The following is a 25641-nucleotide window of genomic DNA, read 5'->3' as shown; positions in this document are numbered from 1 at the left end:
AGTTATTAGGTTAAGTTCTGTATAAATGTCAGACACAAAAATGCCAGCGACTGAAGCAAAGACCGGCGATGAGCGTGAGCTTGTTAGCTACGAATTTGCTTTCCACGTACTTCCAACAGTTGCTGAAGGGGAAGTAGCCAGTGTTTTTGATCAACTCAAAAACCATATTACTAAAGTCGGGGGTGAGCTCATAGATGAAGAGTCACCAAAACGCTTTGATTTAGCGTACGACATCTTTAAGTACCTTGAAGGTAAGAATCGAAAATTCAACAGCGCCTATTTTGGCTGGGTTCGTTTTCGTCTTGAGCCGGCTAAGATTGCTAAGTTGACCGAAGCCTTTGAGGGGAGTAAAGAATTACTGCGCTTCTTGCTTATAAAGTTAACGAAAGTTGAGGAGCAAAATCCATTTCGCTTCCATGATGCGATTGTTGAAAAGAAGGTTCAGGTTATAGACGATGAGGATTTGGAGGAAGATGAAGAATCTATCAATGAAGAAGAGGTGGAATCTGAAGGAGAAACAAAAGACGACAACAATAGCAAAGAGGCTGAAGAAACGGTATAATGAGCTCATAATAAGCTAATTATATAAAAATTCTATGTATATCAACAAAGCAATGGTCTACGGCAACTTGACTCGTGATCCAGAGTTAAAATCTTTGCCTAGCGGTATGCAAGTGTGTTCATTTTCACTTGCTACCAACCGTGTTTTTAATGATCGTGATGGTAAGAGACAAGAAGCGGCTGATTATCACAATATTGTGGTATTTGGTAAGCAGGCAGAAAATTGCGCCAAGTATCTAAGTAAAGGCAATAGTGCTTTTGTTGAAGGTAGGATGCAAACTCGGTCTTGGGATAAGGATGGACAAAAACAGTATCGTACAGAGGTGATTGCAGAGCGAGTACAGTTTGGTCCTAAGGGTGGAGGTTCGTCAGTTTCAGCTGGTGGAAGTGGTAAATCAGATGATGATAGTCAAAAGTCCGCTCTTCCAGATTACCCAGAAGAAGAAATCAATCCTGAAGACATTCCGTTTTAATTAAAACAATAAGAAATTTATAAGTAAAATTAAGAAAGCAACTATGGAACAGCATAATCTACACAAAAAAGCTGCTTTGGAGCACATTGACTACAAGGATATAACTAGCCTTGGAGCTTATGTAAATCCGCACTCTCGTATGTTTGGTCGCAAGCGAACTGGTTTTTCAGCTAAATCACAGCGTGATTTTGCTCGCGCTATCAAACGAGCACGGTTTATGGCTTTGCTGCCGTATATTCAGCACTAAGTTTAGAGAAAAAACAAAAAGGGCAAGAACGCAGTTCTTGCCCTTTTTGTTTTTATAGAGTATAAAGTTGTGGGCAAGATAAGTAATTTTTTAAACAAAAGGAAAAGAAAATGAATATATTTCTTTGTGCAGCTTTGGCGTTTGTGGTTATAGTTGCTATTCTGTCTCGGACTTCTTGGGGGAGACGTTTCTTAGATAGCACTATTACAGATGATCCTAGATATGGAGAAATAGATAATGAATTAAGAAAAAAAGAGCCCTGGAGGCTGTAATTTCTCTTGTAAAAAACAAAAAAGCTCTCAAATTATGAGAGCTTTTCATATTTACGCCTTTTCTACTCGCTCTGAATACTCCCCGGTCTCGGTATTGATTGCAATCATATCACCCTCACCAATAAACATTGGCACCATCAAAGTCGCCCCGGTCTCTAGAGTCACTTCCTTCTGAGCACCAGAGGAGGTGTTACCTTTGACAGCGTCCATAGCTTCTTTGACTTTTAGTTCAATCTTGATCGGTATTTTTACGCCGATCACTTCATCTTCGTAAACTAAAGCCTCAAGTTCTGAACGGTCCTTGATAAACTTGCCGGCATCACCGATTAAATCAGCTGTTAAAGCAAAGCGTTCACTGGGTCGGCCTGAGTTATGGAACCAATATTCATCACCTTTGCGGTAGATAAAAACAATTTTACGATTCTCTAGATCAGCTTCTTCAGCGGTTTCATTTACATGAAAAGTATTTTCAACCACCCGTCCTGATTTTAAGCTTTTAAGCTTAGTGATGTTTACTGGTTTACGTTGTTGTTTGCGAAAAACGTGGTAAGAGAGCACTAAATAAGGCTCATCATTAAAAATGATAACCTTTTTCGGGGTAATTTCGTTATAAGATAAGACTGCCATAAATATTTAAAAATGCTATAGTAAAGGCAAGAAGATACTACCATATATGTTAGGACTGACAACTACCAACAAAGGACATTCGCTAACCGATGAAGAGGTGCTACGTCGGTCAATTAATGAGCCTTGGCTGTTTGCTATCTTGCTTGACCGCTATGAGACACCTTTTTTGCGTAAAGCGCAGAGCATTATTTTTAACAAAAGTGATGCCGAAGAGGTAGTGCAGGACACTTTTACTAAGATATATGTTAATGCTGCATCTTTTTCACCCCAGGACGGGGCCAAGTTTTCCTCTTGGGCGTACAAGATTTTGATGAATACAGCTTTTACGCGATACCAAAAATTATTGAAAGAGGGGCAGCGTTTCACTTCTTTAGATCCAGAATTTGAGCAATTTATTAGCGAACAGAAGGAGCATGGTGCTTTGTCCGAAAAAAAAGACGGGGTAGAGCGCATATTATCCAGGTTACCTGGTCACTTTGCTCAGGTTTTGCGCTTGCATTATTTGGAGCGGTGGTCTCATGCGGACATTGCCAAGCACACCAAAGAAAGTGTAGGTACTATCAAGGTACGAATTTATCGCGCTAAGATTGCGTTTCGAAGGGAAAGTCGAGAGGAGGAGATAGAGGGGTTGATGTAACCTAAGGGGCTTATTGTTTAGTTATATAGTATAAATAAAGTAATAATCTATGGAAAACACCAATACAAAAATAAGAAGTGTAGTTATGAAACGGGTTTGGTATAGTTACTTGGTCAGTATTTCTACTAATTTTTATACTTCGTTGGGCTTTATTTTTGGGGTCAGCAGCGCTTTATTTGTCAGTCTGGTGTCTTTGCCTGATATCTGGACCAATTTACTTAGCGTACAATTAGGATTGCTACCAGCTTATATTTGGCAGACTTTTATTCAAGCTGTAGAGCATGGTGAATTTTTGACACTTCTAACCCTTGGCCTGATAATCTTCTCCTTACTCAGTCTGCGCTTTCGTGGTAAAATCAGTCCCAGTCCAATGCAATACGCTTAACAAACGTGTTGCTAATAACACTATTTTTTAATTACGACATTAATTACGTTATGGCAGCTAAATACCAGGTTAAATTCAAAGGCGCAGAAGAAGTCGCTGCGGGTACCAGACTATTTCGTTTTGAAAAACCGGAAAATTTTCAATACCAAGCTGGTCAAACTATAGACTTGATTTTACCAAAGTTAACTGGATCCAACGCTCACACTTTTTCTTTGGTGACAGAGCCGGTTGAGTCTGACCTGGCGATAGCGACTAGGATGCGCGGATCAGATTATAAAAATACCTTAAATGATTTACTTCCAGACGATCTGGTTGAGATAGAAGGGCCTTATGGTTCTTTCGCTTTACATCAAAACGAACAAAAATCAGCCGTTTTTTTAGTTGGCGGAATTGGAATCACTCCCTTTATGAGCATGATTAAAGAGGCTAAAAGTAACCAGAAACCGCACAAACTATATTTATTCTATTCTAATAACGAACCCAAGGATGCCCCTTTTTTGTCCGAGCTTAGCGACCTTTCTAATTCAAAAGCTCTAAATCTAAATTTTATACCCACCATGACTAAGTTGGACGAGTCTGATGACTGGTCAGGCGAGCGGGGTTATATTGACTGGCCGATGGTCAAGCGTCATGTACCAGATACTGATAAGGCTATTTATTATATGGCGGGGCCGCAGGGCATGGTGCAGGCTATGCGGTCAATGCTTTTAGAAGCTAAGGTTGACCCAGATTCTATAAGGTTTGAGGAGTTTTCAGGGTATTAAGAGGGTAAAGTGGTGGTTTATAAAAGGCCGGTCGCGGCCACGGCCCGGCCATTTAAAAACCCACCACTTTAAGCCGCCGCTTCTTCTTTCAGTGCTTTTCTAATATGGCCAAGTAGTTCTTTTTGTACTTTTTTGTCTTCACGCAAGCTGGTTCTGGCTGCATCATAGCCGCGACCTAGTTTCACTTCTGCGCTTTCGTCGCCACCTGGTGGTATATAAGTATATGATGCTCCAGCTTTTTTGATTAGCTTGTATTTTTCTCCCAGAGCCAATAGTTCACCTTCACGAGAAATACCTTCACCGTAAATTAAGTCAAATTCAGTGGTGCGGAAAGGGGAAGCGACCTTATTTTTGACCACTTTTACGCGGTGTCTACCACCAACCACTTCTTCACCTTTTTTGATTTGGGCTATACGCCTTATGTCTAGACGGACGGAAGTGTAGAATTTAAGAGCTTTTCCACCGGGAGTGGTTTCTGGGTTACCAAACATCACTCCTACCTGCATGCGAATTTGGTTAATAAAGATTACTACTGTCTTACTTTTGGCTACGATACCGGTAAGTTTACGCAGGGCCTGACTCATCAGACGAGCCTGCTTACCAACATGGTGTGCTCCCATTTCTCCTTCTATTTCATCACGGGGGGTTAGGGCAGCGACTGAGTCAATTACAATAACGTCTATCTTACCAGAGCGAACCAACGACTCTACGATCTCCAAGGCTTGTTCACCGTTATCTGGTTGTGAAATAAGAAGTTCATCCAGTTTTACACCGATATTTCTTGCATATTCCGGATCCATGGCGTGTTCAGCATCAATGAAGGCGCAGATACCGTTCATTTTCTGTGCTTCGGCTACTGCATGCAGAGATAGGGTAGTTTTACCAGATGATTCAGGGCCAAAGATTTCAATAATTCGGCCGCGTGGAAAACCGCCGATACCAAGGGCATCATCTAAGCCGATTGATCCGGTTGGGACTGCATCAATATCTACTTTCTTGCTTTCGTCCAGTGTCATGATGGCTTCGTCACCAAACTTTGTTTTAATGGCTCGTAGGGTTTCAGCAATACTTGAAACTCCTCGCTCTTCCGTTTCAGCAGTGGCTACCTCCTTTACTTTCTTTGTCGTCTTTTTCTTTACCATAATGTTAATTATTAATTATTATTGAATAAATGAAACGGGTGTATAAACAAATGATCTGACCAACTCTGTTTCTCTTCCGTATCTGTCTTTGGCACGCAGGGTGGCTATAGTGTATCCGTTTTCTAGTACCAATGTCTCGTCAAATCTACCTGTTTCGTCAGTGAAAATAGGTCGATCATTGAGCCAGAGATGGGTAATATTCTTAGTTGTACCGACTAATTCTACCACTCTGGTGTTATGTTGAGTAGTTGGTTCTTCAGTCAGGGTTATTTGCGGTCCGGCAATAACAAATCTGGCCTGGAACAAAACATAAGACGCAAATACAGTGGTAAAAAAAACTACTATTAACACCTTGAGAATACTTCTTAGTGCTAGCGTCTGGGGAAAATCTGGCATAGTTGTATTATTCCAAACTATTATTGGTGGGTCGAGTGATCCTCTTTCTCTTCATCGTCAGCCTCCTCTTCTTTACCAAGAAGTATTTCGCGCGGTCTGGAACCGTCAGCTGGACCGATAATTCCTCTTTCTTCAAGAATATCAATTAGCCGCGCTGCTCTAGAGTAGCCAATGCGGAGCTTTCTTTGTAGGTATGAGGTAGAAGCCTTTCCAGCCTCTAGAACCGCTTGCTTAGCGTCATCAAACAGCTCGTCTTCCTCGTCGTCGCTTTCTCCGTCGATTGAAGCCATAAAGGAGTTAGCGTTACCATCTTTTGTTTCTTCAAAGTCGATGGTATCGAGAGTGTCCGCATCTTGAGCTTTTAGGTAGGAGACAACCTTTTTGATTTCATCACCCGAAATAAAAGCAGACTGAATACGGATTAGTCTTGGACTGTCGGAGGATAGATAGAGCATGTCACCTTGTCCGAGCAGTTTTTCAGCTCCCATTTGATCAATAATAGTGCGAGAGTCAATTTGAGAAGCTACATTGAGGGCAATACGGGTTGGAATATTGGCCTTAATGGTACCGGTAATTACGTTCACCGATGGTCTTTGGGTAGCCAAAAGTAAGTGTATACCAACTGCGCGGCTCATTTGCGCTAGTCGTACAATCAGAGCTTCTAGCTCGCGTGGGTAGGCTTGCATTAGGTCGTTGAGCTCATCAAGAATGATCACAATATAAGGTAGCGGTTCAGGTAGGTTGTCACGCTCTTCCTCTGGACTGCCGTTAGCTTCCCATTCTTCCTTGGCCGGCTGATAGACTTGGCTGTGATAGAGATCAAGACCTTGTATACCTTCGGCTTGCAAGATGTCATAACGTCTAGCCATTTCTTTCACTGCCCAACTTAGAGATTTTAGTGCCTTTTTCGGTTCAGTGATAACCGGAGTTAGGAGGTGAGGGATTCCGTTATATAGAGTAAGTTCCACTCGCTTTGGGTCTACCAGAATAAAGCGAAGCTGGTCTGGTGAATTTCTAAACAGTAGCGACACAATAATATTATGTATCGTGACCGACTTACCTGATCCGGTTGTACCGGCGATTAGGGCGTGGGGCATACGAGCGATGTTGGCGAAGTGAACCCCTCCGGCCACGTCTTTACCGAGTGCTACAAGCAATGGTCGTGGTGAGTCGGTGTATTCTGGGTTACGCAAGATAGAGGCTAGACCAACGGTTGAGCGAACAGAATTAGGTACTTCAATACCGACCAATGACTTACCTGGTATTGGAGCTTCTATACGAATGGTGCTGGCCTTAAGTGCTAGCTGTAGCTCTTGTTGCAAAGCTACGATACGCGAGATTCGCACACCTTGAGCTGGCTTTAAGGAGTAGCGGGTGATGGCAGGTCCACTTTCGACTGCATCCATTTCGACATTGATACCGAATTCCTTAAGGGTACGTTTTATCGTGAGAGAGTTGGCCTTCACGTCGCCAGCTACCGCCTTACCCTTGTCTTTGTTTAAGAGGGACAGCGAAGGGGGGATATAAGGACCACTAAAGTGCTTTACCATCATGTCTCCGTCTTTGGTTAGGGTCTCTTTGACTTTGTTGGTCAGGGATTGTAGACCTTTCTTAGTAGCAGTCTCATCGTCGTCTTCACCGCTACCAGACTCTTCGTTTCTGGCGTTAGCTTCTTCAACTTCTGGTATGTCGAGTTCTTCTAGATCAAAATCTTCGTCTATATCCTCAAGACCAGTGGTGTCTTTTTTACCAAATTTTGGCATTGAGAGACCAGTGTTGAAAGTAAGGAAGATGCCAATCAAAACAAAACCAGCTAGGAGGATTCCAGTTACTACATTGCCAACCAGAAAAGATAGGGGGTAACTGAGGGCCAAGCCGGCCAAGCCGCCTAAATTTTCTTGATAGAGCTCGAGTAAGGCTAGTAGGGAAAGGAACATAAGTGAGATGCCAAGAATTTTAGAAGTACTGACCCGCTCATCCTCTCGTGGACGCATCATGGCAAACATGTAAAAGCCACAAGCGATGGGTGCCAGCCAGGCCCCGGTACCAAATAGTTTGGTCAAAGCTAATTCACTGAAACCGCCAACTCGACCAGCGAAACCAAGTAAAGAAAGGAGAAAAAAGATTCCCAGAATTCCAATTACTACAGCTCCAATTGCCTGTTTTGTCTGTGGCGACAAATCATCAAACATTGGTGTTTTTTCGACAGTATTTTTCTTTTTCCTAGACATAACAAAAATAAAAACTCTAAACTTTGAATACGCCAATAATAACATGAAACCACGAATATCTTTTGGTTTTAATCGGCAAAAAAGAGAAAAAACAGGCAATAAAATTCCTTAAAGACAAGACAAAAAAACCTTGCCAAAGAACAAAATGTCTTTATAGTAGTAAGGACGAAGAAGGTGTCCTAAACAGAAGATAACAGACACAAAAGACAGATGGTTAACAGACACAAATAGAAAAAAGACGTTATGGACAAAGACAAACTTTATGCAACAAAAAGACTAGCTGCAGATAATGATTACTATGGTAATGTTTTTAAAAGGACAGAAAAAATCGTGTCAGTCATTTTCTACATACTGTCTCATATAGAAAAAGACGAAAGGTCAGACTTTCATATAAAGACACTAAGTGACAGAGCTATGAACGTATATGAAGAGTCGCTGACCACGCTGTCTTTTTATGAGTACGAAGCCAAGGATAGGGTCTTTATCTTTCAGCAAACTCTAGTGTCTCTAGAAGGTGTCCTTAGAATTGCCAACGCTGCCCGAATAATAACTGACGATGTTCTCACTATGCTACTGACTGAGCTTGATCTGGTACAGCGTTACATTAAGAATCACTACGTCAATAAGACCCCACTTTCTCTACAGGAGGATGGACCTAAGACTCCCCCGGTGGCAACCGAACGATCTATGACGATGCGTTCCGCTTCAGTTGCTAGACCCTCTCGAGTGTCTATACCCAAGGGTGATATAAGTTCAGATGCTCATATGGTTTACAGTCAATTGGTTGACCGGGCTACGCGCATAAAGACAGTCTTAGAGGCAAAGCCTGAAGCGACAATAAAAGACATAGCAGAAGTAATAACAGACGTGAGTGAGAAGACCATTCAGCGCGAACTCAATTCTTTAATAGACAAAGGACAAGTAATAAGACAAGGAGAGAGGAGATGGTCTAAATATTCAGTTATTAAATAACGGACAAAAAGTCACGCGATAATAAGGACAGCTTACTCCAATACACACTTAACTATATCCTATAGGCTGGACTTATTTAGATAACTTCTTTAGGACAATAAAAACGGTCAAGGGTAACCCTAGGTAAGCTTGCCTAGGGTTACCCTTGACCGTTTTTGACTCCACATGAAGAAGGTCTTGTCACTTAGCTTTTTTTGTTTTTTAGTGTTTTTTCTTTGGTAAGATGAGGTAGTATTGGTCGTCATCATACGCAGACAGGAAGAGTAGTTTTCGTTGACGTTTTTTATACTTTGACGTATCGTGTCAGCTGTAAGTCAATAGTTTAAACAGATTTTTTATATGCATAAACTTTCTTTTAATAGTTTCTGCAAATAATCCACATGGGAATGTTTAAACCTTACAGTAAATGTATAAGAAACTGATATACTATTTCTTATGCGCTTATGTGCGCTTTTTCTGGAAGTGTCATTCGGGTATTGTATAGACTACAATTTACCAAGCATTTTTTTGAAATAGTACATAAGGTATGAATGTTCTTTGAGAGACGTGCTGACTAAATTTCAGAGTCTTGAATTTTGATAGTTTTTAGTTAAGCAGGGTTGTGTAGGAGGCTGCATAATTTTTATATATCTAATCTTACAAAACGTTTGTGTGTCACGTACATTATTATTCCTTATAATATTCAAGTACACACGTTTCTGACTAACTTGATTCCGTATTGGTGGCTAATGATTGAAACTCAGACTTGTATTGCAGCTAACCTCTGGCCTGAGGGATAAATAAAATATCCGTTAGTCTGGAGTTAGTGATATTGCGTAGATGACGTGATAAACCGTCTACGAAATATGAATTAATTCATATTATCAGTCGTTATCAAATTAACTGCTCATTAAATTGAGTGCGTGCGTGCTAACCCCACGCAAAAATATTATTTAATTATATTTATGACTATTGTAAAAGATATCGCTGCAAAGGCCGGTGTGGCTCTTGTGGCACTCGCAATGATCTTCTCAGCTTACGCTCCTGCTGCGCAGGCACAGTCAGCTGAAGACTTGCAAAAGATGATTAATGATTTACTAGCACAGATTGCTTCTTTGCAAGCACAAGTTGGTCAAGGTGGTTCTACTACAGCTAGTGGTTTCACTTGGACTCGTGACCTTTCAACAGGTTCAACAGGTGCAGATGTAATGGAGCTACAGAAGTTCCTAAACGCTGACCCTGATACTCGCGTAGCAGCAGCTGGTTCTGTAGGATCTGCTGGAATGGAAACTGAATACTACGGTCCTGCTACAGCAGCTGCAGTATCTAAGTTCCAAGTTAAGTACCGCTCAGAGATTCTTTCTCCAGCTGGTCTAGTTAATCCAACTGGATACTTTGGTCCATCTACTCGCAATAAGGCTAACGCTCTTAACACAGTAGTTGTTCCTCCAGTAGCGGATGACGAAGACGAAGACATGGATGAAGACGAAGACATGGATGAGGAGGAGGAAGAGGATACAACTCTTTCAGGAGAGGCTTCACTTGACACCTTCAACATCAACAGCGCTGCTGATGATACTATCGAAGAGGGTTCAGAGGATGCTGAGCTAGCTGAATTTGAGTTAGAATTCACAGACGGTGACGCTTTGATCAGTCGTATTGATGTACAGCTTTTAGCTGATGGTCAATCAAACACAAACACAGTTAAGCCTTGGGACGCTTTTGATACTCTATCTCTATGGGTAGATGGTGAGAAAGTGGCTGAGGAGGATGCTGATAATGAAGATGATTACCTAGATGAGGATCTTGGAACATTCCGTTTCAGCGGTCTTGATATCTTCGGTGCAGAGGACGATCGGTTCGATGTTGTACTAGCTGGATCAGTTCAAAACAACCTTGATGCAGCTGAATTGACTACATGGAATGTTTCAATGGAAGCACTTCGCTTCTTCGATGCTGACGATGTTTCAACAACTGAGAACTCAGGACAAGACTTTGGTGTTAATGAGAACTTTACACTAGAGGAAGCTGGAAATGATGACGAGCTTATCGTAAAGACTTCAGCTAATGATCCAACAAGCACTACTTTTGAAGTAGAGGATGATGCTGATTCAGACTGGTACGAAGTATTTATCTTCGACCTCGACACAGATGATTCTGTAAATGATATTGCACTTGATAACATCTACGTAACTGTTGCTGTTAGTTCAACAACTTACAACACTATCGTTGACGATGCAGAACTTGTTATTGACGGTACAACTATCGATGATGTTACTGTTACCAACGGTGGTACAGCGACAGCAACATTGAACTTCAATGTTGATAAGGATGTTACTATTGATGCTGGTGATCGTGTTGAAGCAGCGCTTAAGCTTAAGTTCAACTCTCTAGCTGTAGCTCTAGAAGGTACTACAGTTATGGCTGAAGTTACTTCAGCTAACGCTGATGCTAACGTAGCAGAAGGTGGAGATGATCTTGACAACACAGCTCCAGATCAGTTACGAGGATCAGCTGCTGGTGATACTCATACACTACGAACATCTGGAATTGATACCATTATGTCAGACGACAAGTCACCATCAACACAAACAGTTGATGCTAATGACTCTACTAAGAATTACGGTAGTTACGTAGTAGAGTTAGAGGTCACTGCTTTTGGTGAGGATGCTTGGGTTCCTCTTACAGCAACCCGAAATGCTTCATCTACAGTAGGTATTGCTTACGAAATTGAAGATGATACTGGTGCCTCTGTTGCAACTGGTACAGTTACTCAATCTGTACAGCGCGTAAGCGGTGGTACTATTGAAGGAAACTATGTACACATCTCAGAAGGTGATACTGCAAAACTTAAGTTGACAGTTACCTACGACCCAGTAGCTAGCGGACAGTTCCGTGCACAAATCCTTTCAGTTGGATTTAACGACACTTCTGCTGCAACACCTACTCAGACAGATTCAACTCTGCCAGAGGAAGACTTTGAAACTAATACATACCTAATCACTAACTAGTTAATTGACTAGATAGGTAAAGGTGAATGTAAAAGTTCAGTCTAAACCAGACAAAACCCCGCTTAATAAGCGGGGTTTTGTTGTGTGTTTAACCAAACCAACCAAACCTACCCCGAGGTCTTTCCTCGGGGTAGGTTTGATGACATGCTATATTATTTAGTAATGAGTACAAGAACTATAGGTTTTGTTGAAAATGAATTTTATCATGTTTACAACCGAGGAGTAGATAAGCGTACAATTTTCTTAGACTCACAAGATTACAACAGATTTACAGAACTTATGTTTCTTTCAAACTCAGCACTTCATATTAGTGTCAGGGACATTCGCGAACGATTTGCTTCTGTGTACGAATTTGATCGTAAAAACAAACTTGTATCCATCGGAGCTTATTGTCTTATGCCTAATCATTTTCATATTTTGATAACACCAATGGTTGATGGTGGGGTAACTGCTTTTATGAAAAAGTTAGCAACTGGTTACTCAATGTATTTCAATAAGAAAAATAATCGAAGCGGATCATTATTTCAGGGTACTTTTAAAGCAGAACATACTGATACAGATGAATATTTAAAATATCTATATGCTTATATCCATTTAAATCCGGTAAAGTTGATAGACTCAACTTGGAAAGAGGAGGGGATAAAAGACGCACAAAAATCATATGATTTTTGTGCGTCTTTTCAGTATTCTAGTTTGCAGGATTATTTAGGAAGCACTAGACCGGAAAAAATGATCTTAAATCCTGATTCTTTTCCGGAATACTTTGAAACAAAAGATAATATAAAGGAAGAGTTGTTTGAGTGGTTGAATTACAAAGACAATCTATTTGCATTTTAAGGGTAATTAAATTACTTACCAAGGGTAACCCTAGGCAGACTTGCCTAGGGTTACCCTTGGTTTATTACTTGACTGAGTGTTTGTTGTAACGTGGTTGTGTATGAGTGGTGTATAATAAACAAATGTTCAATAAAACATTTTATAAATTCCTGATCAGTTTTGCGGTAGTGATTGCTGGGACTTTATTTTTTATCATGGTAGTTGGGGCTAGTGTATAATATTGGTGTATATGATACGTATTACTGATCAGTACTTTTGGAATTTTGTTTTCTCCATTTTCTTTTTAGCACTGGTGGTGATGGGGATAATTATACTCCAAACGGAGTCACGTTTTTTGGAGGAGGAACTTAAGCCGATTGATTATGTTTTAATGACATTAGCAACTTGGCGACTAATCCGGCTCTTTGCTTATGACATAATCATGCGTTTTTTTCGCGAACAGTTCTGGGATTTGAAGAAGGTGGGTAGAGGTTTTGAGTTGGTAAAACCTACCACTGGCCCTAGACGTACGCTGGCAGATTTGCTTGGTTGTCCAGCTTGTTTGGGTATCTGGATGGGGGCCACGGTTGTGTTCTTCTATCTGCTTACATCATATGCGGTGATACCAGTTGTGATTCTGGCTGTGTCAGCAGTGGCAACTTTTTTGCAGAATGTCGGTACTTTAGTTGGTAATAGTGCAGAATATTTAGATAAAAAGAACAAAGAATAGACAGTTAGTGGCTGGGCATACCTTGTTTTGACTGATAAGATGTTTATAGAGGTTAATCGTTTGCTAATAATATAAATATTATGATGTTTAAAAAAGTTTTTACATTTTTTGATGATGTGCGTCCTGCCGCTTGCGACGTAGACTACGCTTTATTGGTAGCCAGAATTGCGACTGGTGTATTTTTTACTGTGCATGGTTATAGCAAATTCTTTGGTGAAGCGGGTTTGGCTGGCTTTGCTGGAATGCTGGCCAATCACGGCTTTCCAATAGTTGATATTTTTGCTTTCTTGGTAGCCTTTGCTGAGCTCTTTGGTGGTATCGCTTTGATACTAGGGGTAATGACACGTTTTTGGTCTTTGTGGTTAGCGATCATTGCTTTTGTGGCGTGGTGGACAATTAAGTCATTCAATATTGGGGCCGCGGGTGATTTGGATGTATTGGCGCTCGGTCTGACTATAGCTTTACTGATTGCCGGTCCGGGAGCGGTCTCACTTTCTGCAAAGTTGAAAAACAGAGGAGAAACAGTGACTATGCCTAGTGTTTAATGAGTGACCACAAATAAGTAAATGAGGTGCGGCCGTAGGCCGCACCTCATTTACTTATTTGTGGTCGGGATGCCGAGAATCGAACTCGGGCCACACGCACCCCATGCGTGCACACTACCACTATGCTACACCCCGAAACTTCATTATTGTACTAAAGCGGGGAGGTATTGACTATATTTTCATTTCATATAGGATAAAAGTACCACTTTCATTCCTGGTTAGTGGGTGCCCAAGGGTCCGGCTGTATGCAAGGCAGTCCGGACCTTTACTATTTTTATATATTTGTTATATTGAACCCCGTCAGGCTCATGACAGTTGGTCGCACTGTAGTGCGGTAATTGATGTCTTAACATCAGCCGACCGAGGTCCAATCTATTTTAAAGTTTGGGGTCGAAGCCTATAGATATTAGCTTTTTAATATCCGTGGCCTGAGAATTATTAGTGTAGTTATTTATAGAAAATCATGGCCATTTCAAAAGCCAAGAAGCAAGATATTCTGGCCAAACTAGAGGAGGTTCGTGACAATTCTGAGTCAATTGTTTTTGTCCACTACAATGGATTAACTGTTGCAGATACAACCGCAATGAGAAAGGAGTTGCGTGAAAATGGAGTTGGTTATTTTGTAGCCAAAAAGACTCTGATGAAGCGAGCTTTCGGTGACACCTTTACTGGTGAAATGCCGACTCTTGAGGGAGAAATTGCGGTAGCATACAGTACTGATGCGATTGCGCCAGCCCAAAATATCAAAGACTTTTCAGATAAATTCAAGAAGAATATCTCTATCGTTGGTGGAGTATTCCAAGGAGTTTATAAGAGCCAGGATGAGATGATTGAAATTGCTTCAATCCCACCTCTCCAAGTACTACGTGGTATGTTTGTTAATGTAATCAACTCTCCAATTCAAGGTTTGGTTATATCTTTAAACGCTATTGCGGAGAAGAAAACATAAGAAATAATTAATTTAACAAAGTATATAAAGTGAAATTAATTATTTTTTATTTAAAATTACTAAATATTCAAAACTAATAGAATTTAATATGAGTGATGAAAATAAATAAAGAAAGGAGCGTAAGCGACTATTCTGAATTTAGTTCCGAATTTGCTCATTTCCTAGAGCAAATTCCTGGAACACATCAATCAGTAAAGTAACTAAATACAATATGTCAGAAGAAACAAAGAAAGACGACGTGGCAGTAGAAGAAACTACTACTCCAGCAGAAGCTGCTCCAGTTGAGGAAACTAAAGAAGAAGCTACTCCGGCAGCTGATACAGCTACTGACAGTGGTGTAGATGAATCAGTTGAAGTACCGGCTGAGTTCAAGGACTTGGTTGAAAAGGTAGAAAAAATGAGCGTACTAGAGCTTAACGAGCTTGTTAAGGTGTTAGAGAAGCGCTTTGGTGTATCAGCTGCTGCAGTAGCGGTAGCGGCTCCGGGAGCTGGTGGTGCAGCTGGTGGTGCTGAAGAACAGTCAGAGTTCACTGTTGAGCTAACTGATGCTGGTGCACAGAAGATTGCTGTTATTAAGGCAGTTAAGGAAGTACTAGCTCTTGGTCTAAAAGAGGCTAAGGAGATGGTAGACGGCGCTCCAGCAGTAGTAAAGGAAGGAATGAAGAAGGAAGACGCTGAAGCTTTGAAAGCTAAGCTTGAAGAGGCTGGCGCAAAAGTGACTTTGAAATAAGTTTCTTAGACTAAATAAGGACAAAAAACACCCCGTAAGGGGGGTTTTTTGAAAAAAAGCGCAGGCATCACATATCCTGCGCTTTTTGTGTCTATTAAGTGGTCTTGTTAAACACACTATCGATTACTTCTCCCAGTGTTACTGGTTGGAATGGTTTTACAATGCACTTAGAAACACCGTTGTTTTTTGCATTGGCCAGATTATTTTTATCGTAATTGCCGATTATCAGAATAATTTTTTGACCTGAAGAGCTGATGTCTGAAATCCTGTTGTTGCTTAAATCCTCAACAATTTTAGTATCAACAATTATCAGGTCGCACCGATTTTCTCGCATGAAAGCCAAAGCGTTTTTTATATTGTCTACGCTAGTAATATTGGCTATGTTAACGCCAAGAGATACCAATCCTCCTGTTGTATGACGAGTCATGATAGGAATAGTTTGTATCAACAATACTTTTAAATTCCATCTTTACCCCGCATGCTTGTCATCGGGGGAAACACTGTCATACTAAACAGTAATGAAAGGTAAACCACAACATATCAAAAAACCACACAACAAAACTCTGTTCATCTATCATCTGGTATGCCCAGTAAAATACAGAAGAGATGTATTTACACCACCAATATCAAAAACATTTAAAAACTTATGTTTGGAATTTGGTCCAGCTTACGAGATATACTTTCTTGAAATAGGAATAGACGAAGATCATGTACACTTTTTAATACAAACAATTCCAAACATACGTTTCTCTGATACGGTAAAGAAAATAAAAAGCATCACCTCCAATCATCTCTTTAAAATCCACCCTGAACTAAAAATAAAACTCTGGGGAGGAAAGTTCTGGACTGAAGGTTATTATGCAAATACAGTGGGTAATGCCAGTATGGATATTATTACCAATTACGTTAAAAACCAAGGTTATCCCGAATACCAACAGCTACACTCCGCACCGGTTCAGACTTCACTGTTTACTACCTAGTCCAACGCCGATACCCCGTATGCTTGTCATCGGGGTAGTTCATTTTCATACCAATTTTTGGATGTTTCTTCCATTTTCAAGTTCCTCCGAACTATAAAAAACAGTTAATCAAAAAACCTGGATAGATTAAAACATGTTTTCGAAAAATGTAAAGAAAAAATGAAAATGAGGATAATATGGGGTTATTAAAAAAGTGATACAATCACCGTATGCAAAGGGAAGCTTTAGATAAAGACTGGTTTGAGATATACAAAGACGGCTGTGCCTTTGACGATATCGACTACATCAAGTTTGATCAGGCTAAGATGGCTAGACAAAAGGAGTTATTTTTGGCCGGACTTATCGACGAGCCAACTCTCAAATATAATGTTGATATACAGGCAGTATCACATCATAAAACCAAGCTGCTAGAACTACAAGAAATAGTAAGTAGTGATAATTCTGCTCACCTGGCGGTTAAAAAAGCCTATGCTCTAAAAATTGAGAGTCAGCTACATAAGGTATCTTTGCTAGAGGCGATTGTCAGGCAGGGGGACAAAACGGTGACAGAGGCTTCAAAACAGATCTACGGCGCTCCTGACGAGGAAATCATGCGACGGGCTTTAGCAGCTACTCTTTATGTGGCAGAAAGGCATAACTTTGCTTTAAGTGAAAAGTGGAACGACTTAGCTGATTATTTTGAGGTAGAGGCTGATGGTTCTGACATAGAATATAAACCAAGTGATGTTCAAAATTATTTAACAATTGATGAGTTGGTTGAGTTTTTTAAAAAAGCTTTAGTCGAAAAAAATATACCGTGGCAGGTGCAGGTTGATTCGACTGTTTTGGTTATAACCTTAAGTTACGGTAGAAAGTCTGTGTTGATACCGGAAACAAGGAAGGTGACAAAGACAGAAGCTGGGGCTTTGGTAGAGCATGAGATTAATGTCCATTTAGCAAGACACTATAATGGTCTTAAAAGCCCACTTTTGTTGTTATCGGTTGGGTTGGGTCAGTACTTAAAAGGAGAGGAGGGGTTGGCTACCTACAGACAGTCATTCATAGATAAAAGTATGCCGGGGACTATAAATTATTTTAACACCTGTTTAATTATGGGTCTTTATCCTAAGCAAAAGTTTAACTTCAGGCAGATATTTAATCTGTCCAAAGAATATTATGAAATGCTAGGTGTTTCTAAAGAGCGTATACTAGATGAATCGTGGAAACGTTGCATGAGAACTTTCAGGGGGACTACTGGGCAAAGTGCCGGTGAGGCATTTACTCGTGATTTGATTTATTTTTCAGGTTATTTGGGAGTTAAAGATCTGATAGAGAGTCCTGATCCAGAGGTTGAAAGATTTTTGGTTGGTAAATATGATCCTACTAATCAAGATCATATTGATATATTAAATCAGTTGGATATTCTATAAAAGCATTAAAGCGCGCGCCGAAGGCGCGCGCTTTAATGGCTGATTTTCTTAGAAACACACCCGCATTTTTGTCCAGATTCACTATAGGTTATTTATGCTATAATCACGCCACTTCACTATATGTCAGACCCACTTTCTATTCTGTTTGGTAGTACGGCTCGCGTAAAACTCCTACGTTTTTTTCTATTTAATCCGTCTAAGGAATTTACTTTTGATGATATGTGTCGGCGGGCGCGTTTAGTGCGTCGAACGGCGCGCACTGAGATTTCGGCCTTAGAAAAAGCAGGAGTCATAACTTCTCGCATGTCGCAGACGCTTTTGCCGGGCAAAACGAAAAAAACAAAGGTCTTAAGCTACGCTCTAAATAAAAAATTCCCAGAACTACAAGCCCTTCAGACTTTCTTATTTGAAACAGCACCGATAGACGGAAAGAATCTTTTGCGGCACTTGCGTAAAGCTGGTCCGGTGGACTTTGTGGTGGTGGCGGGGGTTTTTGTACGGGAGTTTGAGCAACGATTGGATGTTCTGCTCGCTATGAAAAAGCTGTCTCAGTCTAAAGTAGAAAGCGCTATCCGTTCACTTGAAGCAGAGATTGGTATCGAGATAAGATTTGCTGCAATGACATCAGAAGACCTTTTGTATCGAGTAGGGATGTATGACAAATTAACTCGTGACATTTTTGATTATAAGCATCAGATACTGGTAGATAGGATTGGTGTACGTGATGAGTTGCATGTCGGATCGTATCGGGGGTAGATCAAAAGAGCCGCGTCCTTCGGACGCGGCTCTTTTGATCGGCAATTTGCCTATTTACACTGCATTTTCATGGTATAATTAAATTGTTAATAATTTAATTCTTACATTTATGGAGTACAGTATTTTTTCTTCACTGCAATCAGCCTTTATGGATATGTGGGCTAGTCTGATTCAGTTTCTACCGACCATTGTGGTGGCTATAATAGTCATCGCGGTCGGTGTTATGGTGGCTTCTGGTATAAAGAAGGTGGTAGAGAAATTGTTTAGTCGTACTGGTATTGATACCGCGCTTGATGCTGCCGGTGTCAGTGAAGTCACGAAACGAATGGGTTTTGAAGAAGGAGCGGGAGCTTTTATCGCTGTTTTAGTTAAGTGGTTTGTTCTCCTAGTCTTCTTTATTGTGGCGTTAGATATATTGAGGCTAGATGAAGTTACTACTTTCTTGCGTGAGGTGGTGGTAGACTATTTGCCACGGGTAATTGTGGCTGTTCTTATCTTGATGGTGGCAGCGGTTGTGGGTCGTATAGCTAAGAAAGCTATCGTTGCTTCGACTGAGAGCGCAGGTATGAGTCGTCCGGATTTGTTTGGTAAGATTGCTTATGTTGCCATCATAACCATGGCGGTACTAGCAGCTCTAAATCAGCTAAACATTGCCTCAGAGCTTATCCAACCTCTATTTACCGGTATTGTCTTCGCTATCTCATTGGCTCTTGGTTTGGCCTTTGGTCTTGGTGGAAAAGAGGCGGCTAGTAGGGTGATTGATTCTATTACAAAACGGTAGTAGTTACACTTTCTTAAAAAACCGCCGGATTTAACACCGGCGGTTTTTTATTTACTAATAATAAAAGCGCTGTATTTTGTTTGTGTGGCTGAAAAAGGGTCTACCGCAAAGGTATTTTTTATTGTGCATAAAACTGTGAATAAAAAGTACATAAGTAGGCTACTTTTAACCACAATAAACGCTTGACTTTATTTTTGATTCGTATACAATGGCGCTCACGTATTTATGAGTTTAGGAACAAGAAATAGCTAATCGCGCGAAATTCGTTTTTACGTCTTTCCCGCGGTCACGCGGTTTTTTTAAACTAAACTTACGGAGGTACGCGATCGTTGACAATTCTCAAGAACTGAAGTCGAGCGACAGAAAGTGCGAATATGATTCATGTTCATACTTTCTGTCGCCTGATCAAGTGATTGGGGGTTGTGTGGCAAAGACCACGCAATCGCATATTCTAAAAGGAACAGATTGATAAGGTCTGTTCCGAAAAGTCCACGCGTGTTCGACGCGCGCGTGGCAATAGTGTGAAAATCACTTCGTGATTTTCACACTGTAGGTAAACCGATTTGTCGTGTAAAGATTTTATGTCTTCGGACAGGGTCTTTTCGTCCACGACAAATCAAACACAACGTCTCATCTTTTAGATGAGACACGTCTCTGTTTGAATTACTGTATTTTTTCAAGCAGAGACACACACTCAAAAATTGTGCAGCGGTGCACAGCATGAAGGTAAGCGAACGTAAAGCCAAACGGTGTATAGCGTTCCTTACAGGAATGTAAGGGTGTATGGTGGATGCCTAGGCTTCAAGAAGCGAAGAAAGACGTGGAATGGCTGCGATAAGTTTCGGTGAGGTGCCAATCAACCTTTGACCCGGAAATGTCTGAATGGGGAAACCCCGCTGTCATCGGCAGTGATCCTTGTATGAGGAGGCGTACGCAGGGAAGTGAAACATCTCAGTACCTGTAGGAATAGAAAGCAATAGTGGAACTTTCTTTCTGAACGGATGCTTTAGCATCCAGTTCAGGGAGAAATTCCTGAACTGTGGTGCGAGAGCGCCATTACGTTTAGGAAGAAGGTTCTTGCGATTCTCTTAGTAGCGGCGAGCGAAACGGGAAGAGCCCAAACCATACGTATTTATATGTATGGGGTTGTAGGGCAAAAACGGCATTTAGTTGCGAAGAGTTACAAAATGTATATATAGGAAAATGTACTGGAAAGTACGACCCTAGAAGGTAATAGTCCTGTATTCGAAATATATACATCTCTTTGGTTTTTGTTCCTGAGTAGCCCGAGACATGAATAGCTCGGGTGAATCCACCAGTACTAACTGGTAAGGCTAAATATTCTTGAAGACCGATAGTGAACAAGTACCGTGAGGGAAAGGTGAAAAGAACCCCGGAGAGGGGAGTGAAATAGATCTGAAACCATACACCTACAAGGAGTCGGAGCTCAAGTTTACTTGGGTGACGGCGTGCCTATTGAAGAATGAGCCGGCGAGTGTACCTTTGTCCTTTGTTTAAGTGGTAATCCCACGTAGGCACAGTGAAAGCGAGCGTTAATAGCGCGAATATAGGGCAGGGGTACGACCCGAAGCGGGATGAGCTTGCCATGAGCAGGGTGAAGCGACTGTAAAAGGTCGTGGAGGCCCGAACCGGTTGGCCGTACAAAACCATCGGATGACTTGTGGTAAGGAGTGAAAAGCTTATCGAATTCCGTAATAGCTGGTTCTCTCCGAAACAGCTTTAGGGTTGGCGTCGCGTGATCCCTCTGGGGGTAGAGCACTGGAAAGAAAAGACAGGGAGAAATCTCGCTTTTCTTATCAAACTCCGAATACCAGTAGGTTACAGCGCGGCAGTTAGACTATGGGGGAGAAGCTCCATTGGTCGAAAGGGAAACAGCCCAGATCGCCAGTTAAGGTCCCTAAATATATGCTCAGTGCAAAGTGAGGAGGTGAGGATTCTCTAACAGCCAGGAGGTTGGCTTAGAAGCAGCCATCCTTTAAAGAAAGCGTAACAGCTCACTGGTCGAGAGTCCTTGCGCCGAAGATGATCGGGGCTCAAGCATATTACCGAAACTGCGGATTTGTAGGCTTCATTGAGGAAGTAAAATAACAGGAGGAAAAAATGAGTAAAGAAGAGGAAGGGTATTTTTTATATTATTCTTATATAAACGATAGTTTCTTTTCAAGGATGGTAGGCTTTACGAATTCTATTAAACGTGAAAAGGCCCCAATAAAAGCTTTTGGACATGATGAAGCGGTTAATAAAGCAAAGGAAGTATTGAAAGAAGTATCAAAAAAATACCATATTCTGTCTCAAAATTTGAAGTATGAGAAAAACATTTCGTTAAAATAATTTTCCGAGGATTCGTCCTCGGATCCTCAATGAAGCCTACAAGTGGTAGGAGAGCGTCCTTCTCTGCGATGAACTCAAGGCGGGAGCCAAGATGGAGCGAGGAGGAGTGAGAATGCCGGCACAAGTAACCGCAAGACGGGTGAGACCCCCGTCCGCCGAAATACCGAGGTTTCCTTTGCGATGGTGATCAGCGAAGGGTTAGTCGGTCCTAAGGGAATCCCGAAAGGGGGACTCGATGGATAGCAGGTTAATATTCCTGCACACTGCTATGTTCCTATGGAGGGACGGAGTGTTGTACTCAAAGCATCTTATTGGATTGGTGCTGGAGCACTGAGGAGGTCATGTAGGCAAATCCGCATGGCAATACTCCAAGGTGAGTCTGAAGGGGAGATTCGTCAAACCGATTTGAGGAGCACGCTTCCGAGAAAAACTTCGTTTGGGTTAAACATAGTGGTTCCGTACCGCAAACCGACACAGGTGGTAGAGTCGAGAAGACTAAGGCGAACGAGTGAGAGGTCCTCAAGGAACTCGGCAAAAAAGCGACCGTAACTTAGGGATAAGGTCCGCCCAAACCCTTCGGGGTAAGGGCCGCAGCGAAAGATTTCCTGCCGACTGTTTAACAAAAACACAGCTCTCTGCGAAGACGTAAGTCCATGTATAGAGGGTGACGCCTGACCTATGCTGGAAGGTTAAATACGGGGGGTGATATGATCTTCGGATTGTATTGCTGGACTGTATAAGCCCCAGTAAATGTCAGCGATAACTATAATCGTTCTAAGGTTTGGTGCGTGTAGAAATACGTGCATCAAACGGACTAGAACGATTGTAGGTTAAGCAGCCTAGCCATAGTTACCTTACTTACAGAAATGTAAGATTGTCCAAATGCAACCAACAAGAGACCAAATGTTGCACACCCTAATTTGATATGGGATATCAAATTAGTTGAATGAAATACTTATTCAACTAAGGAGTTATACCAAAATATCAGAAGGGTGAAGATAGAGTCCTATAGTGAAATGTCTACAATTTATTTTGTAGGAGAAGGAGATATAGAGCGTATTTCCTTGTCGGGTAAGTTCCGACGTGCACGAATGGCGTAACGAGTGGGAAACTGTCTCGAGGACCTGCTCGGTGAAAATACAATGGCGGTAAAGATGCCGCCTACCTGCAGATAGACGAAAAGACCCCAGGAGCTTTACTGTAGTTTCGTATTGGGGCTATTGAATTAATGCGTAGTATAGGTGTGAGACTTTGAAGCGGGCTTTCGGGTACCGTGGAGTCGCCAGTGAAATAGCACCCTTTATTTTGGTAGTCTCTAACCAGATAGGAAAAACCTATCTGAGACAGTGCGTGGCAGGCAGTTTTAGTGGGGCGCTACCCTCCCAAAAAGTAACGGAGGGGTCTCAAGGTTGGTTAGTCGCGAATGGAAACCGTGACGATAGTGTAATGGCATAAACCAGCTTGACTGTAAGGCGTAGATGCCGAACAGACGCGAAAGCGGAGCATAGTGAACCGATGGTTGGCTTTAGATGCCGCCGGAGATTACCCGATAAAAGTTACCCTGGGGATAACAGGCTAGTCGTGCCCAAGCGTCCATAGCGACGGCACGGTTCGGCACCTCGATGTCGGCTCGACTTATCCTGGGGCTGGAGCAGGTCCCAAGGGTTTGGCTGTTCGCCAATTAAAAAGTCACGTGAGCTGGGTTTAGACCGTCGTGAGACAGGTTGGTCTCCTATCTACTGCAGGCGTCGATTCTTGAGGAGAGTTGTCCCTAGTACGAGAGGACCGGGATGAACGAACCTCTGGTCTATCGGCTGTCACGCCAGTGGCACCGCCGAGTAGCTATGTTCGGAATGGATAACCGCTGAAAGCATCTAAGCGGGAAGCCAACTCCAAGATTAGGAATCATTAAGTCCCCAGAGAGATGATCTGGTTGATAGGCACTAAGTGGAAGTGTGGTAACACATGGAGCTGAGGTGTACTAATAGGACGTAATTCCTGTAAGGAACGCTGTACATTGTTTTAACGATGATACTGCTGTGCAATTTTTGAGTTGTTGTTTACCAAGTTGTTAGAATATGCGAGATTAGTTGATAGCTGTACTGCAACAATCATTTTTATAGACAATATTCTTAGTGTCTATCTGGTCATTTATTTTTTTGAGGTTCTTGTTCTGGTGACTTGTCGCCGAGGATACACCTGTTCTCTTTCCGAACACAGAAGTTAAGCTCGGTTGAGGCGATGGTACTCCGCAAGGGGAAGAGTAGCTAGTTGCCAGAACAAGGTTCTTAAAAAAGACTAAAGTAGGTGCTAAGAATATTGTTTATAAATTACTCCTAAAACAAAACCCAGACCTTTTGGTCTGGGTTTTGTTTTAGTGTGATAGGCAATGCCTACAGCGTCCCCATCACGCTAAATTAGTCAGAGCGTATCTGATATAATAAAAACCATCATGAGTATATTCCGACCATGGGCCTTTTGGCGTAGACTTCAGTACATAGTTGGGTTTGGGGTTTTTTGGTCTGCGATTATCGCTGTCTTTTATTTTGGATATTTTTATACACCAGCGAGTTGTTTTGATGGTATTTTAAACGGTAATGAAGCCGGAGTGGATTGTGGTGGTGGTTGTACTCTCATCTGCGAATTTGCTGTTGAGCCACCACAAGTGGTATGGGCAGAAAGTTTCAAAATTAGGGATGGCCAATACAACTCAGTGGCTTATATCGAAAATAAAAACGCTGAAGCTGGTTCACCTGCTTTAACCTACACGTTTCGGTTGTTTGACGGGGAGGATTTAATCGCTGAACGTTCCGGCACCACGGTTTTGCCGCCGAATAGTGTTTATCCCGTTTTTGAAGGAAGAATGGAGACACTTGACGATCGTAGTCCGACCAGAACAACTATTGAAATCAATCCAACTAAAATGTGGTTACCAGCAGCTATAGGTCGTAATCAGTTTAGAACTCTAGACTGGGACTTATTGAGCACCGATTCTCGTCCTCGCCTAAATGTTCGGTTGGAAAACACAGAGCTGACAGAAGCGAGAGATGTGGAAGTGGTAGCGACTATCTTTAACCAGGCTGGCAATCCGATCACAGCCTCACAGTCTTTTATCGATAAATTTGATCCAAGAAGCACTCAAGATATAGTGTTTACTTGGCCAATTCCGATTGCCAAGACTGTCCGTAGTTGTGAAGTTCCGTCTGATATCATGTTGATCTTGGATAGATCTGGTTCAATGGCAGCTGATGGTGGGGATCCGCCAGAGCCACTCGAAAGTGCCAAACAAGCGGCTAAGTCATTTGTGAAATTAGTACACAAGCAGGATACTATGGGCTATCTATCTTACGCTACAACTCCATCGAATCCGATTGAGCAGACTCTCACACCTGATATAGAGGCAGTCGTTAACGCTATTCAAAGCACAAAAATGGGGGAGGATGGAGTGCAGTACACCAACATGGGTGACGCTTTTGCGGTCGCTTTATCTGAACTAACTGGGGTAAGGCATCGTGACAATGCTAGAAAGGTAATAATTTTCTTGACTGATGGAGACGTGACCAGGCCGGTAAATCCTGAAACAGGCTTAGCTGATCGTGAATATGCCGCTACGTATGCCCTTGACATGGCCAAAAAAGCCAAAGATTCTGACGTGACTATATATACAATTGGTTTTGGTGATTTTTTTGGTGGGGCTAATGATTCCATTGAGCGTGATGTAACTTTGATCAAAGACTTGGCGTCAGATCCTAATATGTATTTTGAAGCACCAACTATCAGACAATTGGAAGCTGTTTATAAAGAAATTGCGATACATATCTGTGAGGTTGGTCCGGCTAGAATTGACATTATTCCCAAAACCGACACAAACTTTGCGCCGTTGCGATAATTTGTAT

23 protein-coding genes, 1 tRNA gene and 2 rRNA genes are annotated in these 25641 nt (G+C 41.7%); 20 read left to right on the top strand and 6 right to left on the bottom strand.

The genetic code is table 11. From position 1 onward, the window contains the following. Positions 1 to 25: 25 nt before the first annotated feature. From H6779_01980 to rpsR, 3 genes are read left to right on the top strand one after another with little or no spacing between them, the layout of a single operon-like run. A complete protein-coding gene (locus H6779_01980; GenBank protein USN88193.1) occupies positions 26 to 562 on the top strand; it encodes a 30S ribosomal protein S6 in 537 nt (178 codons plus the stop codon). 34 nt (positions 563 to 596) lie between these two features. Continuing rightward, positions 597 to 1034 carry a single-stranded DNA-binding protein gene (locus H6779_01975; GenBank protein USN88192.1) on the top strand — a complete coding sequence of 146 codons (438 nt, stop codon included), beginning with the start codon at positions 597 to 599 and terminating at the stop codon, positions 1032 to 1034. A gap of 43 nt (positions 1035 to 1077) precedes the next feature. Next, a complete protein-coding gene (rpsR, locus tag H6779_01970) occupies positions 1078 to 1281 on the top strand; it encodes a 30S ribosomal protein S18 (GenBank protein ID USN88191.1) in 204 nt (67 codons plus the stop codon). A 323-nt stretch (positions 1282 to 1604) separates the two neighbouring features. Here rpsR and H6779_01965 read toward each other — a convergent pair whose 3' ends face one another. Further along, positions 1605 to 2180: an elongation factor P gene (locus H6779_01965; protein ID USN88190.1), complete on the bottom strand. Its 576-nt coding sequence runs from the start codon at positions 2178 to 2180 to the stop codon at positions 1605 to 1607. 46 nt (positions 2181 to 2226) lie between these two features. Between H6779_01965 and H6779_01960 the strand changes: the two genes are divergently transcribed. Genes H6779_01960 through H6779_01950 form a run of 3 tightly spaced genes read left to right on the top strand, consistent with a single transcriptional unit; the run spans position 2227 to position 3966 of the window. Further along, the gene (locus tag H6779_01960; protein ID USN88189.1) at positions 2227 to 2817 is read left to right on the top strand and encodes an RNA polymerase sigma factor; all 591 of its coding nucleotides are present in this window, start codon (positions 2227 to 2229) and stop codon (positions 2815 to 2817) included. A gap of 49 nt (positions 2818 to 2866) precedes the next feature. Next, positions 2867 to 3202 carry a hypothetical protein gene (locus H6779_01955; protein ID USN88188.1) on the top strand — a complete coding sequence of 112 codons (336 nt, stop codon included), beginning with the start codon at positions 2867 to 2869 and terminating at the stop codon, positions 3200 to 3202. Between the two features lie 50 nt (positions 3203 to 3252). Then, complete coding sequence (locus H6779_01950) at positions 3253 to 3966, top strand: FAD-dependent oxidoreductase (protein ID USN88187.1); 714 nt, start codon at positions 3253 to 3255, stop codon at positions 3964 to 3966. 68 nt (positions 3967 to 4034) lie between these two features. Here the strand turns inward: H6779_01950 and recA are convergent, their stop codons facing one another. The 3 genes from recA to H6779_01935 are packed head-to-tail and all read right to left on the bottom strand — an operon-like array spanning position 4035 to position 7735. Then, complete coding sequence (gene recA / locus H6779_01945) at positions 4035 to 5108, bottom strand: recombinase RecA (protein USN88186.1); 1074 nt, start codon at positions 5106 to 5108, stop codon at positions 4035 to 4037. 18 nt (positions 5109 to 5126) lie between these two features. Further along, complete coding sequence (locus H6779_01940) at positions 5127 to 5504, bottom strand: hypothetical protein (GenBank protein USN88185.1); 378 nt, start codon at positions 5502 to 5504, stop codon at positions 5127 to 5129. A gap of 20 nt (positions 5505 to 5524) precedes the next feature. Beyond that, positions 5525 to 7735, bottom strand: a complete 2211-nt coding sequence (locus H6779_01935) for a DNA translocase FtsK 4TM domain-containing protein (protein USN88184.1) — start codon at positions 7733 to 7735, stop codon at positions 5525 to 5527. Between the two features lie 243 nt (positions 7736 to 7978). Between H6779_01935 and H6779_01930 the strand changes: the two genes are divergently transcribed. The 5 genes from H6779_01930 (at position 7979) to H6779_01910 (ending at position 13788) form a co-directional block, all read left to right on the top strand. Beyond that, positions 7979 to 8707 carry a hypothetical protein gene (locus tag H6779_01930; protein ID USN88183.1) on the top strand — a complete coding sequence of 243 codons (729 nt, stop codon included), beginning with the start codon at positions 7979 to 7981 and terminating at the stop codon, positions 8705 to 8707. Between the two features lie 944 nt (positions 8708 to 9651). Beyond that, positions 9652 to 11697 carry a peptidoglycan-binding protein gene (locus tag H6779_01925; GenBank protein USN88182.1) on the top strand — a complete coding sequence of 682 codons (2046 nt, stop codon included), beginning with the start codon at positions 9652 to 9654 and terminating at the stop codon, positions 11695 to 11697. Between the two features lie 162 nt (positions 11698 to 11859). After that, on the top strand, positions 11860 to 12534 hold the full coding sequence (locus H6779_01920) for a transposase (protein USN88181.1): 675 nt from the start codon (positions 11860 to 11862) through the stop codon (positions 12532 to 12534). 229 nt (positions 12535 to 12763) lie between these two features. Further along, positions 12764 to 13243 (top strand): DUF1360 domain-containing protein, encoded by a 480-nt coding sequence (locus H6779_01915; GenBank protein ID USN88180.1) that lies wholly within the window; start codon positions 12764 to 12766, stop codon positions 13241 to 13243. Between the two features lie 80 nt (positions 13244 to 13323). Beyond that, the gene (locus H6779_01910; GenBank protein ID USN88179.1) at positions 13324 to 13788 is read left to right on the top strand and encodes a DoxX family protein; all 465 of its coding nucleotides are present in this window, start codon (positions 13324 to 13326) and stop codon (positions 13786 to 13788) included. A gap of 61 nt (positions 13789 to 13849) precedes the next feature. On the opposite strand, the gene H6779_01905 is transcribed toward H6779_01910, so the two are convergent. Next, a tRNA-Pro gene (locus H6779_01905) sits at positions 13850 to 13923 on the bottom strand. Positions 13924 to 14251: 328 nt separating this feature from the next. On the opposite strand from H6779_01905, the gene H6779_01900 reads away from it, so the two are divergent. Both H6779_01900 and rplL read left to right on the top strand, forming a co-directional pair. After that, a complete protein-coding gene (locus tag H6779_01900) occupies positions 14252 to 14737 on the top strand; it encodes a 50S ribosomal protein L10 (protein USN88178.1) in 486 nt (161 codons plus the stop codon). Positions 14738 to 14948: 211 nt separating this feature from the next. Next, a complete protein-coding gene (gene rplL / locus H6779_01895; GenBank protein USN88177.1) occupies positions 14949 to 15467 on the top strand; it encodes a 50S ribosomal protein L7/L12 in 519 nt (172 codons plus the stop codon). 94 nt (positions 15468 to 15561) lie between these two features. Here the strand turns inward: rplL and H6779_01890 are convergent, their stop codons facing one another. Then, positions 15562 to 15894 carry a hypothetical protein gene (locus tag H6779_01890; GenBank protein USN88176.1) on the bottom strand — a complete coding sequence of 111 codons (333 nt, stop codon included), beginning with the start codon at positions 15892 to 15894 and terminating at the stop codon, positions 15562 to 15564. A gap of 91 nt (positions 15895 to 15985) precedes the next feature. Between H6779_01890 and tnpA the strand changes: the two genes are divergently transcribed. From tnpA to H6779_01855, 7 genes are all read left to right on the top strand, one after another. After that, complete coding sequence (gene tnpA / locus H6779_01885; protein ID USN88175.1) at positions 15986 to 16447, top strand: IS200/IS605 family transposase; 462 nt, start codon at positions 15986 to 15988, stop codon at positions 16445 to 16447. Positions 16448 to 16656: 209 nt separating this feature from the next. Continuing rightward, positions 16657 to 17856 (top strand): DUF1704 domain-containing protein, encoded by a 1200-nt coding sequence (locus tag H6779_01880; protein ID USN88174.1) that lies wholly within the window; start codon positions 16657 to 16659, stop codon positions 17854 to 17856. A 120-nt stretch (positions 17857 to 17976) separates the two neighbouring features. Then, positions 17977 to 18612 (top strand): hypothetical protein, encoded by a 636-nt coding sequence (locus tag H6779_01875; GenBank protein USN88173.1) that lies wholly within the window; start codon positions 17977 to 17979, stop codon positions 18610 to 18612. A 109-nt stretch (positions 18613 to 18721) separates the two neighbouring features. Beyond that, positions 18722 to 19393: a hypothetical protein gene (locus H6779_01870; protein USN88172.1), complete on the top strand. Its 672-nt coding sequence runs from the start codon at positions 18722 to 18724 to the stop codon at positions 19391 to 19393. A gap of 767 nt (positions 19394 to 20160) precedes the next feature. Further along, positions 20161 to 23739 (top strand): 23S ribosomal RNA (locus H6779_01865). A 178-nt stretch (positions 23740 to 23917) separates the two neighbouring features. Next, positions 23918 to 24025 (top strand): 5S ribosomal RNA (rrf, locus tag H6779_01860). Positions 24026 to 24197: 172 nt separating this feature from the next. Beyond that, positions 24198 to 25634 carry a VWA domain-containing protein gene (locus H6779_01855; protein USN88171.1) on the top strand — a complete coding sequence of 479 codons (1437 nt, stop codon included), beginning with the start codon at positions 24198 to 24200 and terminating at the stop codon, positions 25632 to 25634. Positions 25635 to 25641: the final 7 nt, after the last annotated feature.

This window comes from Candidatus Nomurabacteria bacterium (assembly GCA_023898525.1).
Classification (GTDB): Bacteria; Patescibacteriota; Minisyncoccia; order Phycocordibacterales; family UBA918; genus OLB19.
Note: the sequence above shows the minus strand (reverse complement) of the source record. Positions and strands in the feature narration are given on the sequence as shown.